This window comes from Ferruginibacter sp., assembly GCF_028288465.1.
Taxonomy (GTDB): Bacteria; Bacteroidota; Bacteroidia; order Chitinophagales; family Chitinophagaceae; genus Ferruginibacter.
In genome coordinates, this window is sequence record NZ_JAQBNR010000066.1 from 11,837 (window position 1) to 26,606 (window position 14,770).

The 14,770-nt window shown below is 43.4% G+C and carries 8 protein-coding genes; 2 read left to right on the plus strand and 6 right to left on the minus strand.

The window, feature by feature from the left end; all coding sequences use genetic code 11:
- Positions 1-20: 20 nt before the first annotated feature.
- From JWR61_RS24810 to JWR61_RS24820, 3 genes are read right to left on the minus strand one after another with little or no spacing between them, the layout of a single operon-like run.
- On the minus strand, positions 21-3,314 hold the full coding sequence (locus JWR61_RS24810) for a hypothetical protein (RefSeq protein WP_301930362.1): 3,294 nt from the start codon (positions 3,312-3,314) through the stop codon (positions 21-23).
- A 25-nt stretch (positions 3,315-3,339) separates the two neighbouring features.
- Positions 3,340-6,795 (minus strand): DUF6603 domain-containing protein, encoded by a 3,456-nt coding sequence (locus JWR61_RS24815; RefSeq protein WP_301930363.1) that lies wholly within the window; start codon positions 6,793-6,795, stop codon positions 3,340-3,342.
- Positions 6,796-6,811: 16 nt separating this feature from the next.
- The gene (locus JWR61_RS24820) at positions 6,812-7,966 is read right to left on the minus strand and encodes a hypothetical protein (RefSeq protein WP_301930364.1); all 1,155 of its coding nucleotides are present in this window, start codon (positions 7,964-7,966) and stop codon (positions 6,812-6,814) included.
- A gap of 671 nt (positions 7,967-8,637) precedes the next feature.
- Here JWR61_RS24820 and JWR61_RS24825 point away from each other — a divergent pair.
- Positions 8,638-9,516, plus strand: a complete 879-nt coding sequence (locus JWR61_RS24825; RefSeq protein WP_290338697.1) for an alpha/beta fold hydrolase — start codon at positions 8,638-8,640, stop codon at positions 9,514-9,516.
- A 177-nt stretch (positions 9,517-9,693) separates the two neighbouring features.
- Here JWR61_RS24825 and JWR61_RS24830 read toward each other — a convergent pair whose 3' ends face one another.
- Positions 9,694-11,550: a patatin-like phospholipase family protein gene (locus tag JWR61_RS24830; protein ID WP_301930365.1), complete on the minus strand. Its 1,857-nt coding sequence runs from the start codon at positions 11,548-11,550 to the stop codon at positions 9,694-9,696.
- A 208-nt stretch (positions 11,551-11,758) separates the two neighbouring features.
- Positions 11,759-12,307 carry a YceI family protein gene (locus JWR61_RS24835; protein ID WP_301930366.1) on the minus strand — a complete coding sequence of 183 codons (549 nt, stop codon included), beginning with the start codon at positions 12,305-12,307 and terminating at the stop codon, positions 11,759-11,761.
- Positions 12,308-12,415: 108 nt separating this feature from the next.
- Between JWR61_RS24835 and JWR61_RS24840 the strand changes: the two genes are divergently transcribed.
- Positions 12,416-12,778 (plus strand): helix-turn-helix domain-containing protein, encoded by a 363-nt coding sequence (locus tag JWR61_RS24840; protein ID WP_290338700.1) that lies wholly within the window; start codon positions 12,416-12,418, stop codon positions 12,776-12,778.
- A 296-nt stretch (positions 12,779-13,074) separates the two neighbouring features.
- Here JWR61_RS24840 and JWR61_RS24845 read toward each other — a convergent pair whose 3' ends face one another.
- Complete coding sequence (locus JWR61_RS24845) at positions 13,075-14,538, minus strand: serine hydrolase (protein WP_301930367.1); 1,464 nt, start codon at positions 14,536-14,538, stop codon at positions 13,075-13,077.
- Positions 14,539-14,770: the final 232 nt, after the last annotated feature.

Below are 14,770 nucleotides of genomic sequence, written 5' to 3' on the forward strand. Positions count from 1 at the left end.
TTTGTTTCAGTTGAATAACATTAATTTTCAGGTAACATTTCTGCAGCGTGTCTTGCAAACAATACAGGGTCCTGAAATAAAATAGCCGCCAGGTCTGCCGCATTCGCGTTCCACAATGGCTGGCCCGCCGGGTTTTGTATGGTAATATTTTTATTAAACGTGATGTGGTAAGAGTCGAGTTCTGCCTTGGCGTTTACAAGGTATTCCCAGGCCATGTCATCCCAGGTTTTCGGATTGCCTTGTGGCATTACATCAGTGTTACCATGTTCATCTGTAAAATCATCCAGGCCAAAACGGATATGGCCGGGCCTTTCCTTTAATACAAAAAACCAACCCGGGTTTTTACCTGCGGTAGAACCGTGCGGCTGTTCAATCCGGTCGCCGCGTGCAGTGGCTTCATCCAGGGAAAATCCAAACAAAGTAACATCTGGTTCTATCTCTGCCTTGAACAGGGGGAATTTTGTAAAGTTGGAATCAATGCCACCTTTCAACTGTCTTGGTTTGGATGCATCATTGGGATCGTACATGGCCTGTTGCGCAAATACCATTGTGTTGGGATATTTTTTAAACAGATCGCCACGAATAACCAGCACAAGATTGGATTGCTTGGTTCCTCTTGGATTGTTCTCGCCCAGGGGATGACTCCATGTATTGATCTTGCGGATGTCCAGTTTTAATTCCTTGTCTTTTTCAGGATCCGGATCCAATGGCATCAGGCTGTCATCTATATTCCAAAACTGCCGGAAGTAGGATCCCCGCTGATCTGTAGGATATTCCCTCCACAATAATTCCCTTGCCATTTCATGGTTCATGCCAGCCATAAATGCTTCTATAAAAGCCTGGTTATTTTCCAGCAGCGTGATGGAATTGTTTGGCAGTTTATCAATATTGGGTAGTATAAAATTCTTGGAAATTTCCAGCAGATAAGTGTATACGGCTTCTGTAAATTCAGGATAAGCCATGATGGGTTTCAACTGTGGCAAAGGAATATAGGAGCCATCTTTCTGCAGCAATTTTATATTGACAAACAACTTCCTGGCAAAGGTTGCAGCCGGATCTAATTTCTCAAAAATATGGGTCGAAATATTTGCTGCATTGCTAAATGCAGGCACAACTTCAACCTGCGGCAATGCACCTAATACGGAGGTAAAGTCTGCAAAAGATGCCTTCAATGCCAGTACGTCATTTTGAGTGGTCATTGATTTAATGCTCACTTTTGTCAGGTCGGCACCGTCACTTATTATTACATCGTTGTAATTTTTAGCATGAATGCCCGTACCAAACAGACTTAAAAACTTAGCCGGATTTAATTGTATAATGGCCTGCCCATCTGCATTCTTTGTTACCGGAAAATTGGTTGCAACGATATTGTTCACAATATCTTTCATGGCGGCTTTTACATCTGCCGCTACCGCCTTTCCATCAATGGCGGTCAGCAATTGCGCCTGGCTTAAAGATGCGTTAGCAGTGATGACATCCGTTTCTATCATTTCAACAAAAGCATCTTTGGCAAGGTCGGGAACGCTGGCTGTATAACTGCTTACTGCGCCGGTTATGGCAGTATCAATCATGGCAGTGGTTAATGCTGCAAGCGGCGCCTGCTTTAACTTTGCGGCGGTAACAGCATGAGGCAAGTTTTCATCTGCATTAAAATTTTTAATGACAGCATTCAATTTAACAACAGAAGCTATGCCGGATGAAACACCGAGACCAACCCTTGCTATTTTGCTGTTAGGCCTTGCCATTTTCCGGAAGGCTGCCGTCTTGGATGCAAAAGGAATGCGGCTTTCAACAAAATCCTGCTGAACCGTTTTTGTGTTGGCTGCATTTTTTATAAGATGCTGTACCGAATGCGTAAGCATAACCGCCTTGTCGTTTCCCGCATTGATAATATGCTTTTTAAATATGCATTTGGTGATGGCCTGCGCCAGCAATGTTTCCTGTATTTTTTTATTGGCGTCATTTACCTTATTTACCTGTTGCCAGGCCCGGTTTACAAAATCATCCTGGTGGCTTTGTACCACTTTTACGCCAAGCCCTGCAGCTCCCCTGTTCCTGAAATCCAGGTTCAGCTGGTCTATCCATGGAGGATTGGTACCGTCGCCCAATTTTGATACCAACGCATGCCACACACCATATACCGGAGGTACCAACAAAGGATCTTCACCAATGTCGGTATTAAAAAAAGGATTCGGACTTGCGACTACAATATTCTTATCTACCAGGTCGGCAGACAAATTCAGCAGGTCTTTTAACTTTTGAATGGTGTTTTTGTCCGCTGCATTCGCACCACCATTTCCAGGCCAGCTGTCAGGAACAAAATCCGGTGGTTTCAATGCGGCTTCCATACCAATTACCTTGGTGCCGTCATTTTGAACCCCCAGGTTAAAACCGGGGTCCTGGATATCCATCGGCATCTTACCCGAATTGCCATCCATAATGATGGGTTTCAGCATGGTGACAAGACTTTCAAAATCACCATATGCAGCCGTTCTGAAATGCCACTGGTAATACACAGGAAAATCAAAAGGTCTGGTACCTGTTCCAGGCATAGCGCCTTTGTGCCAGGAAGTTTTTTGTGCTGCTACGCCGGCTGTATCAAGCCCCAAACCTGCTAAACGTCCCGTTTCAAAAGCGGGTATCACAAAGGCTGTGAACGAAGTATTTTTGGCCAGTTTACGGGGACAAAGTAATCTTGATACCGCCACATCCGGGTCTGCCGCTATATCTGCATTTACTTCCTGCTGCATGGCGGCACCACTCAGATTTGTCAGCTTGTTATTAAAATGTACATGTGCAAAAGCCCAGTTATCATTCTGGTGATGAAAGGCAGCATCAAAAGTTCCTTGTTCTACAGATATAAAAGGAAGGCCGCCTGAAGTTTGTTTTAATTTATACTCATCATCTTTCAATACAACCAATGCCAGCCAAGGACGAAGTTTAGTTTGCCGGGTATTTAAATTGGCTGCAGCGGCGGGCGTATATCTCCATAAAAAATCCTCTTCATAAAATTCAATATAGGGCAATCCGTTATCTTCATAATTCATCACACCATTGGCAGGCTCTGTTCTTACAATGGCCCTGGTACTTACGCTCAGCACATCGCCGGGTCCAACTACCTGCACCAGTTTTTTAATGGTATTGGTTTGAACCGACCCATCGAGATTGGTATACTGGATATCCAGTTCCGCACTCAAATCTGCCCTAACTATAGCAGGTCCGTCACCGCTTCCCAACGTATCCGTCTCGCCTATTTTTGACGCAACGCCCTGTCGTGCCCAGGGTAAAAATCCATAAGAAGGTAATGTTGGCATATCTGAAAAATTAAAAAATCAATGACTACAATTGGTAAGCAGATGCAATACTTATCTTGCCCTTTAATGCCGGATTTTGTTTGAGTATCGTATCAAAAGCATCGTTGGCCTGGGCATGTGTTCCACCTGCAAATACATTTACATTGTGCTGTGTAAGCGTGGCGTTATCAATCAGCACAAACTGCTCTTCGTCCATATTTACAGCAGCATTGGCGAGTTTAAAACTCTTTTGCCTGTTTTGTACAGACAGCTCATTTTTGCCAATTGCTCCCCCCCGCATCATCAGTTTAAACCAGCTGAAATCGATGTCAAATGCCGGCGGATTGGGGAACGGATCAAAATCAGATACTTTAACTTCATACACCACATCCCTGTCCAGTGCATAATCTACAAACAGTGTTGCAGTATCAGCAACTTTTACGCCTCCTTTTTCCTTTGTATAGGATGGTGATTTCAATTTATCATCATCGCTCATATTTTTAAATGCCGAAGGGGCGAAGGATTCTGTTTCGTTACTCAATGGCGTAACGGCGCCGCCCAGCCTGAATGCTGACACATCTGCCATGTTAATATCAGATGGTGCGTTATTACCAAACCGGTTAATCACCAGGCCCAATGGCATTATTAACTGGCTCACCTTTACAGCTCCAAAAGATTGCAACACAATTTGTCCTGGTTGCGGAACGATGCCGGCAATTGTTACCACGTTGTAACGATTAGCCGGTATTTCAGCCGACCAGTTGGCATCAATGGTAAAGGCTTCCAGAATTTTTGGCAATACCGCAATGCTGGGCAATGTATCCTGCTGTGCATCGCCCCAGGTAACATTGAAATGTACCTTGATGCTGATAAATAAAATATGGAAAGAAGCGGTGCCATTTGCATTCCATGGCGTTGGCCCGGAGAGTTCGAAATCCAGGTTGATGGAGAACAAGGTACTGCTGCCCATCTTCACTTCAAGGCCTGCAGTAATATTGGCGATGAATTTAAATGGCGAGAACTGGAAGAGTACATCAAAGCCCAGGTAACCTACCACGCTAAATCCTGATACTTCAAATTTAAAATCAATACGTGCACCAAACTGCACTGTGTTTGAGGTTACAGCAAAATAGGCTGTTAAAACCAAATTCGGATTAGGGCTTAAAATGGTTAGTGTAAGCCGCTTCATTTTCGGCACATTTAAAGCAGCCGGCGGTGTAAACGAAGGATGAAAACCTCCCACCGATAACAGGAAGGCTTTTTCATTACCCCAGTTTAATCGCAAAGCCATATCACCTTCTAATGTGAAAGTGAGGATATGCGAATTGTAAATGCTGGCGTCAAAAGATAAATAGCCATTGTCAAAATCAATGATGCCGAGGAAGTTTACCTGCAGCTGCAAAATGGCGGCGTCTTCGGTTGGCAATACTATTTTTAACACACCTAGGATAGCGAGCCTTACAGGACTGGTAAACTCAATTGCAATACCAAATTCAATGGTAACCAGTGTGGGCACGCCCCAGGTTATTTTGGCCATCAGGCCAATCATAAACTGGTTTTCCTTTACCGGGAAAATGGCCTTGATCTGGGGAAGCAGTGTATTGATATTGGCGATGATATCCTCAGGGAACATGATCTGTTCAATGGCATCATTTTTTACGCCATCCCGCAGGGCATTTACATTAATTGTTCTGTTGATGCCCAGCATACCTCCCAGCCCGCTCAGGAAGAAACCCATACCCAACGAAATGCCGGGTTCAAACTGAACGCTGATGATGATGAGCAGCGAAAACCCATTGCTGCCATCCGGCATTTTTGTGTTGATGATGGCGATGGCAGATACCTGGATGGTATCCTGTATAGATAATTCCAATGCACCGGCATACTCGCCTTTATCACGGTCGATGGAAAGAAAACCGCCGCCCTTTACGATGCCTGCATCGATAGATAACCCTACGCCGGTAGGGAATAAAAATCCAATATTGAAATCTACAGGGCCAAGATTTCCTTTTCGGTCGGCCGGAAAACTGAATGTGCCGGATAAGCCCATACCCTGCACCACAGCTTCAATAGGCCCCAATGTACCTTTTATATCCAGCGCAATATTGATTGGAATATTGCCACCGGCAGGTTTTATCCCCAGCTTCGCTGTTTCAATATCAATAGGCCCTAATTGTAAATGAGCAGGCAAATCAATCTCAAGGCCGCTGCTTCCTTTAAAATAAAACCCGCTTTGCAAACCAAAACCAAAACCCAGTTCAAAGGCAAGTGTAATACCATCTGACGGTAATATTTTTGAAAGAAAACCATCCGTATCATTTGGCGCTGGCTTTATAACAATTTTACTTCCCTTTAAATCAAATTCAAGCTTTACATCTTTGGAACCTGCCGTGGTGATATTGGCCGCAGCAGCAATGGAGGCCGATAAAAACTCGTAGTGACTTGCGGCTGGATCGCCAAATACGATGATGGGTTTGCCATCGGCTTTTTTATATTCCAGCAACAGAGAAACTTTAGCATTGGCCCCGCCACTGGTTCCCCCGCCGGCGAGATTGCTGATCAGTTCAGGCGCTTTGCCCGGCCTGATGATCAAAGCCACGCCGTTGTTCAGGTCAAGCCCCGTATCAAATTTAAAAGTGAGATTATCTGTAATGTTGACTTCTTCGGTAATCTCGGTATTGGCATAAGGTATAATGGCAATGGCCGGCAATAAGGAACCGTTTTGAGGCAACAGGTAAAAATTAATTCCGGCGGCGGCGCCTACATTGGAAGTTTTTTCATCAATCAACACCAGCGTGAGCGCATCTTTGTCAAATGTACCTGCAGGCACCCCATTATTCAACACCTGCAAAAACTGCGATTTTATTTCAGTGAGGTTAAATGGAATGCTAAACCCGTCAAAAATATCCGTGAGGTTTTTGAAAAGCAATTCCCTGTCGAGCCCCGGTGTTGCCCAACCATACAAATCCTGCAACAATTTCAGCGGATTGCTGAACAATGTACCAATCTTATCAAAATGAATTTCTTTCCTGTAGTAGGCAGGTCTTGTGCCACTGGCGTCTTTTGACGTGATGGTAATAATACCCAGCAACTGCAGCAGACTGCCAACTTTGGGGCGCTGATTTAAAAAGTATTCAACCAGTACATACTGGCCAATTTCGGAAGGAAAATCGTTTTTAAATTCTGCAGCAGTGGAAGCGAGACCACTGAACAAAGCATCGGGTTTTGACACCAGGCCCTCAATACCCGTTACAAGGTTTTTGATGAGACCAAGTAACTGCGTGATATTGCCAAAATTGATGTCGCCTGTTTCAAGTAAGGTGATAACAGGGTCTACCAGATTCACCAGGTCTGTAACGGGTTGTATCGCCGCCGTTGCATCCCAGCCCAATTCCTTCATGGTCGACCGGAAAGCCTCTGGCGTTTGCACCATATCTTTCAACGGTATAAACGCACTGCCGATTTCTTCTGCTATTATTGATAAGGTATCCTGATCTGCCATGGTGGTACTTAATTATTTATACTGCGTTAAAGTAATCAGCTGCATCATCTGCAAAGTTTTTCTTCGAGGTCGCACCTCCTCCCTGGGTCGCGTAAAAATTATATATCAGTTCATTGTTTGCATTGTTGGCTATTACCGGCGGACATACATAATATTCGTGGCGCTTTCCTACAAAAACTCTTGATTGGGTGTTAACAGTCCAGGTTAATCCGTCAACCATGTCATCAATGGAAGCATATTCATACCTGGTAAAAAGTGGAAAAGGATGTGTGCTCTGCAATTGAAGTCCAAACGGATTAGTTCCCGGATTAGCTGCCAGATTATTGAGTTGTTGCTTTAAAAAAGTGGCGATACCAGCGGGATCAGTCGGAAGAGCACCCACTGCAGGATCTACCCGAATAGAGGATATGATGGTTTGAAACCTGTGCCTGTAAAAGCCGGATCTCAGAGTTAGTAAATTGGTAACCGGAGTTGCAGCTAAATTTACCAATACCAGCGGATCTGCATCCCTTGTGATATTGGTCTTTATCCACCCGTTCCATTGGGCTGTTGTAATAGCGGTTCCATATGTATCCACTGCGTTTAAGCCATCAAAAAGCGCTACCAGCGCAGCTTTATCGGCAACCGCCGTTTTACTGAATATGTGAAAGTCATAGTTAAACGATTCAAAAACACCTTGCCTGACATTATAGACTTCATGATAAAAAAGCGGGGCGCAAACGCCAATATCGGTTGTGCTCAAACCATTGATTACCTCTTTAAATTTTTCGATAAAAGGATTCATTACTCCGATGCGGCAGCCCCTGATAAACACATGCGGATCAATTGGGTTGTTATTGCTGTCCACGGGCCTGGGGTTGATGATGGCATCTGCAAGCTGGCAGGTACGTGTTGGTGCATTGATCGCACTTTCCATTGCTTCGTAAGTAGTGTGCGCATCAAATGCAGGATCCAGCTGCACATTCATCCAGCCTGATTCGTTGCCATGCGTTCCGATTAAAATATCTGTAAGCGGTGTAGCCACTACCCCGGCACTTGCCAGGTGATTGAAAAAATCTTTTACCGAATTGATGCCACGCTTATTTATCAATGTGGTGGATGCCCGGTTGGTAAACATTTTACGCATGATGATGTCGTAACCAGATGCACCGGGGGCGAATGCAAAATCCATAAAAAATCAATTTACTTACATTAAAAAATATGCATTGGCCTGCTGTTGCGCACTTTTAACATGCGCATATTTGCTTCACTGGAATACTATCCTGTCAGATAAGGATTACTTTTATTAAGGAAGAATGATTGGATTGATACCAGGAAAATCTTCAGATAAAAATTATTGAATCATTTCGTTCGCCGGCTGTTGCCTGGCGTCTTCTGTATAGTTAAAAGAGGAGGACTGGTTTAAAAAACCAGTGCGGTAAAATTTGGATTAATTTTTTATAAATGCAAGTTTTCTCAAACTTTTTTTTCAACTGTTTTAAGATGCTGTTCATACAATATCCCAGGTTAATGACAATCATTTTATCTTTGTCCGGCTATTAATAAAATGCCGCACTTTTTGATGGCAATTGTCCAAAATAAACTTCATTTTATCCGCTGCCCGAATTGCAATGACCATTGTTTTTAAAGTCACTGGCTTTCAGTTTTATTTGTACAGTAATTCAATTTCCACAGGCTGATGGCGACGTCTCCCCCCGGAGTTAAAGAGTTTAACCCAACTACTGAAGTAAAAAATTTTGGCAGAAATCGTCCCTAAGTTGTCGTCTTTACACAGTGTCAAATTGGGAAATGAATCCAATCTTTGTCTTGTCAATAAAATTCAAACACAAGATAAATCATGTTATGAAAAAGTTATTCAAAACCGGCAACCGGCTGAAATCAATACTATTGTTAGTTGTAATCACTATGTTGTCAGTATCTAAATCAAACGGGCAATCAATCAAACCTTCCAACAGTGGCTATGCACCTGTTAATGGCATCAAAGTATATTACGAAGTATTTGGAGAAGGTAAGCCTTTAGTTTTACTGCATGGCGCTTTTTATACCATTGACTTGAACTGGAGCCAATTAATCCCTGAACTGTCAAAAACCAGGAAGGTAATTGCAATTGAAATGCAGGGACATGGGCATTCGCCGTTTTCAGATAGAAAATTGTCGATCACTGCTTTGGCAAGTGATGTAGCCGGTGTAATGGATTACCTGAAAATTGATAGTGCGGATGTTGCAGGATTTAGTATGGGCGGCTCGGTGGCTTACCAGTTTGCTGTACAAAGCCCGAAACGGTTGAGAAAATTAGTCATCATTTCATCTACTTATAAAACCGCTGGCTGGCTACCCGTAGTAAACGGCGGGTTTAAAAATTTTAAACCAGAATTTTTTGATAACACCCCAATCAAAACTGCCTACGATGCAGTGGCACCTGACAAAACAAAATGGAGACCGTTTTTAGCGCAGATGTTTGCTTTCGCAGAGGAACCATTCAATGTTGGTGACTCCAATATTTCAAAAATTGCGGCTCCTGTATTAGTCATATCCGGTGACAATGATGGACTGGATAAAGTTGAGTTGATGAAAACATATCAATTATTGGGCGGTGGAGTTAGTGCCGACATGCAGCCAATGCCGGCATCGCAACTTGCCATTGTTCCTTCCCAGGGGCATGTGAGCCTGATGATGCAGACCGCAACCATTTTAAATTACCTCAACAGTTTTTTAAAGTAACGAGTTGAATCCGCGTATCGAATACCAAAGCATTATAATAATCAACACAGAATCGTAGCCAGGTCATCCAGACAAAACACAACTACAATATCGCTGTAAATGAAGGAGGTTGTTTATTGATAACATGTAATGTAAAAAACACGATGAGAAAAATAAAATTGCAAATGCAATTGACCATCAACTATCGGGCGCTTTGTCTGCATATCGTGGAGCTACCTCCGGGATGCTGCGAATAACTGGTGGAAAACTCGGGCTCTTCATCCAAAATTTTTTTTCATCCGGCAAACCAGCGAGGAAAGTACTCATTTGCTCATGGCCTTTTTTGATTGTTTCATTCCATTTTTTGTCATCCAGTAAGCCAACCCCTTTCAGATCCATTTCAAGATACAGCGACACTTTACCTTTGGCATTTTCCTGCCGCTGGCGGCTGTTGAGGGTAAGAGAATTAATAATCAACGACATGATGCCGGGAATTTTGTATCTCCGCCTGCCTGTAATTTTATCCCATGCCAAGGTGATTGCAGAAGGTGTTTCAGTATAATCGATCTCCCTCGTTGAAAGACTTGACAACGAGATGGCAATAATGTGCCGGACGGGATACTGGTACATTGGCTCGATCGGTAAATTATCTACTACTCCTCCGTCAACATGTAATTGTCCATTGATTACCACCGGCGGAAAAACGCCTGGAATGGCCATACTCGCCTGGATCATTTTGCTGGCAAGTCCTCCATCATGCACAGCGGTGGCAGAACTGGTAAAGTTGGTAGACACACAGTATGAGTTCACCCAAATATCTTCTAATTCAGATTCGCCGAACATGCGCCGGATGAAACCGATCATTTTTTTACCTGACATAATGGAAATAAATGGCCAGGAATAATCATTGGTCATAAGCCGGGCTTTGGCGGACGCCTCGCAAAGCAGTTCGACCTTTGGAAAATTAAAATCGGAATGGCTCATCCCGATACCGTAGAGAGCGCCGGCACTGGTTCCTCCAAGGAAATCAATCTCAATTCCCGCCTCATACATTGCCCGTGTTGCGCCTACGTGAGCGAAGCCTTTTGTTCCGCCCCCGCCAAATACAACTCCGATCGCCTGGTTGGAAATGATACGGCAAAACCGTCGGGTGTCCGCAGCATGTCCTTTACGCACGTGAATGTGCAAGTTTACGGCACGTTTTTGAAGCCAGCGACTGGTTTGTTGCGGTAAGGAACCTGTATTTTCATGTAAGAAGGCGATGTATATTTTTTTATTCAGAATACTTTGAGCGTAGAGGTCCAGTGTTTTTTCAATATGGTACAAGCTCGTATCAGCCAGAAAATTAGTGGCAACTATTACCAAATCGGCATAGAGCAGGGCCTGCCGCGACCATTCAAGATTCGCCTCCGAACACACCAGAATATTCAGTCCCTCGTGTTCTTCCAGTGTATCAAATGTAGTTTTAAAATGCAGCCCCGGTTGTGAATCGTATTCATAAACCTGGATCGGCGTTCCGTTTTCTCCGAGGGTACGTTCTATATCATTTGTCCAGGGGCTCAGGTCATGGTGTGCCTGCAGGTTGATGACAGCAATATTTTTGGGCGCATTACTCGTGTGTTGCTCCAGCATATTCCGCCTTAGTCTTTTAATAAGAAAACTTGTTAGCTTACCCGCAAACCCGGGATTTTGAGCGACCAGGTTTAAATATTCCTGTTTGGTGATTTCTAAAACAGTGGTGGCCCGAATCGCCAATACCGCTGCCATTCTCGGTTCGTTTGTGAATAACGCAAATTCACCGGTGGGTTCACCTTCTCCAATATCACCCAGGATTTGCAAGGCTCCATTGTCTTCATGCACAGCCCGTAACCTTCCACTTAAAACAATATAAAGTGAGTCCTGGATATCCCCCTGCCTGAATAAATATTCCCCGGAGTCGATTTGCTGTTTCTCACCTGCTGCGTGAATTTTACAAATGGCGTCATAACCCAGGTCATGAAATAATTTACTAAGAATGTTAAGATGATGCCGGTCAGGATTGGTCAGGTTTTCCAAGGTTTCAGTTTAAAGTATAAGATCCATGCTAAAGTTATTCCGAAGTTTCTGCATTATATCACTACAAGTTATTTAAATACTGGCACAAATGTGTTGGTATAAATTAAGAAAACCCGTAGTTGGCCAACTACGGGTTTTCTTTAGTGAATCAACAGCGTAGCAATTGCAAAAACATTTATTGCCCGAACCTGCCATCAGCGTAGGTTATCTATACTGCTTCTTCCACCAATTCAGCCACCTGGATATTGGCAATCAGTTTTATATCTTCACCCAAACCTAAGCCGCCCGTATCTGTTAGCTTATTCCACGTCATACCAAATTTGTTGCGGTTAATTATTCCCGTCACTTCAAAGCCATGCTTTATTACACCGTGCCCGTTATTTTCAGAACCGCCATATTCTACATGCAGTTCAACGGGTTTGGTTACACCCTTTAAAGTTAAGTTGCCTGTCATTTTATAGTCATTACCGTCCGTTTTTTTAAAAGAGGTAGATTCAAAAGTTATTTGCGGATACTGATCTGCAGAAAAGAAGTCACCGGCTTGTAAATGTTCATCACGCTGCTGCTGATTGGTGTCGATACTCTTTACATCAATTGCAATGGTTACCTTTGCATCATTAAAGTCGTCTCCCTGCGTCACCACTTGTCCCTCAAACTTTCTGAACGAACCGGTTACGGTAGAGATCACCAAATGTTTGATTTTAAATAACACTTCTGAATGCATCGGGTCTATTACCCATGTTGTTGTATTTGCCATATTTTTTTGTTTTGAAACTCAAAATTAATTAACCTTGCTATCCAATAGATAGTTGTTACCTGCGGGTAAGTAGTTACCCACAAGTAAGTACAAACAAAAACAGCAGTTATGAACCAGAAAGACAGCGTATGCCAGCAGAAGCTGATGGTTACCAGGGATGCCGTGGAAGTAATACAGGGCAAATGGAGATTGCCGATAGTACTTGCCCTTACATTTGGCAGCAAACGCTTTGGTGAACTGCAAAGAGATATTGCGGATATATCGCCCAAAATGTTGTCGCAGGAGTTAAAGGCGTTGGAAGAAAATAAAATTATTACCCGTACCATGTACGACAGTATGCCGGTAATTGTAGAGTATTCATTAACCCCGCTTGGCAAGTCGATGAATAAAATGCTGGAGGAATTGTTGAAATGGGGCGTTCACTTCAGGGAAGAGATTTTAGGTAAGCAGGCCGTTGCAAAGCGCTCCTGATTTCCTGTTAGCGCAGGCATCTCTTCAAACTGGCATTGCTTACTTTGGCGCAACGGTATAACGTGGGCAATGTGCGCCACGTAGGCTTGTACCAATTCGGTATATGGAAAGTAAGCTTTTCCACTAATTTATATGCTGACTATTTTTGTTTGCAAATGCTAACGGTACTGCAGCATCGGTGCATCATTGTTGTTAATATATTTGTTGTATTTCATAAGGGCAGCCAACTCCACTATCCTGCCCTTCCCCAATGCCAACTTCTCTTCAGAAGAGCGCTTGCACCAAACGGCCATGCCTTATTTGGTTGATTTGAGTTTTTTTATTTGTTGCGCTGCATTGCTATTTTGAGGGTTTAGTTTCAGTGACAGTTCATAATTTTTTATGGCCAGTTCAGTATCGCCTTCCTCTGCATAGATTTCCCCCAGGCTATCGAATGCATTCGCACTTGCCGGATATAGAAACACATTCAGTTTAAATATTGCCAGAGCATCGGGCACTCTTTTTTGTTTGATAAGTTTATATCCCCAACTATTGATTTCATTTTCTTTTATGGTAAATTCTTTATTTGCTTTCCTGATTTTTTTTACTTCTTCTGCTGCATTTTTATATCCTACTTTATCCAACGCAGCCTTTAGCAATTTCACAGATGCAGAAAGCCCGAAACCATTCGCTTCTTTCATATCCGGGATAAACAAGCCTGCCAGTTCATCAATAAATTCATCCGGCAACCCGCCTGACAGATTTGTAAGAACAATAATTGAAAGGTCATCGCCGGGATAAAGAAATACTGCCGAACGTCCGCCACCCACAAGCGCTAAGGCCGGATGCTCCGTTCTCTTTACAACCGCCCAGCCGGCAGCATACCCATTAATCAAACTGCTAAACCCGCCTGTTTCGCCGTCATTCAGTACAGCAGGCGTCCAAAGTGCAGTAAGGCTCTGTGGTTGTTTTAGTAATTGCAGGTTCTGCAATGCAATAATCCAGTCCGCCATTTCTGCTGCTGTTGAACTCATGCCGGCAGCCGTTTGCAAAAAGGGAGGAAATGAGAAGAACATATTGTTGAGCTTTCCCTTTTGATACTGGTAACTGCAGGCTGCATGCGCTACAATGTTTTTTGTTGCACCAAAACCAGAGTGAATGGTTTTCGGCATACCTGCTTTTACCAATTGTTCATTTGTAATAAATTCCTGGAACGACATGCCACTCAGTTTGTCAATAATGAGACCGAGCAGTAAATAATTGGTTTGGTTATAACTGAATTTTTCACCGGGCTTAAAGTCAATGGGCATTACAAGCACCTTCCTCCAGGCTTCTTCCGGATCGCCGGATATCATAACGGCTTCCTCTTCGTCTACAATATCGGGAATCCCGGAAATATGTGACAATAGTTGCTGCACCGTTACCCGGTTCCATGTATCAGGCAAGCCGGCCAGGTATTCGGAAATAGTAGAATTCAGCTTTAATTTTCCAGCTTCCACTAATTGCAATGTCGCAACGCCGGTAAATGCCTTTGTAATTGAATTGATGCTAAAAACAGTTTTGTCGCTTACAGGAATCGAATCCTGCAGGTTTGCCAGTCCATAGTTGCCCGTTTTAATAATCTTTCCATGCCTCACAACAGCCAGTTGTAAGCCTGGTATTCTACGCTTCTGCATTTGGTTTTGTACAAAAGCATCAATACTGTCAGCCTGCGCAAAAACAATATTGTTACATGCGAAAATCAGCAGCAGGATAAGTCCCTTTTTCAAATATTCCTTCATAATTTATTAAGTTGCCGCAAAGGAACACCATTCCGTTTTGACTATGTCATTTATTATTCGGTAAGATTCATTACTCAATATAGACTGGATAACTGTAACTACCTGCGGGATTATTTCTGTAAAGATTTAGATTACCCGGGTAAGGTTTCATACAGCGACCCGGGCGTTGTGCTGTCGGGATATTTTCCTCCGCCGGCAGGTAACCGCTGCCAAATGGACAATTACAAATTCA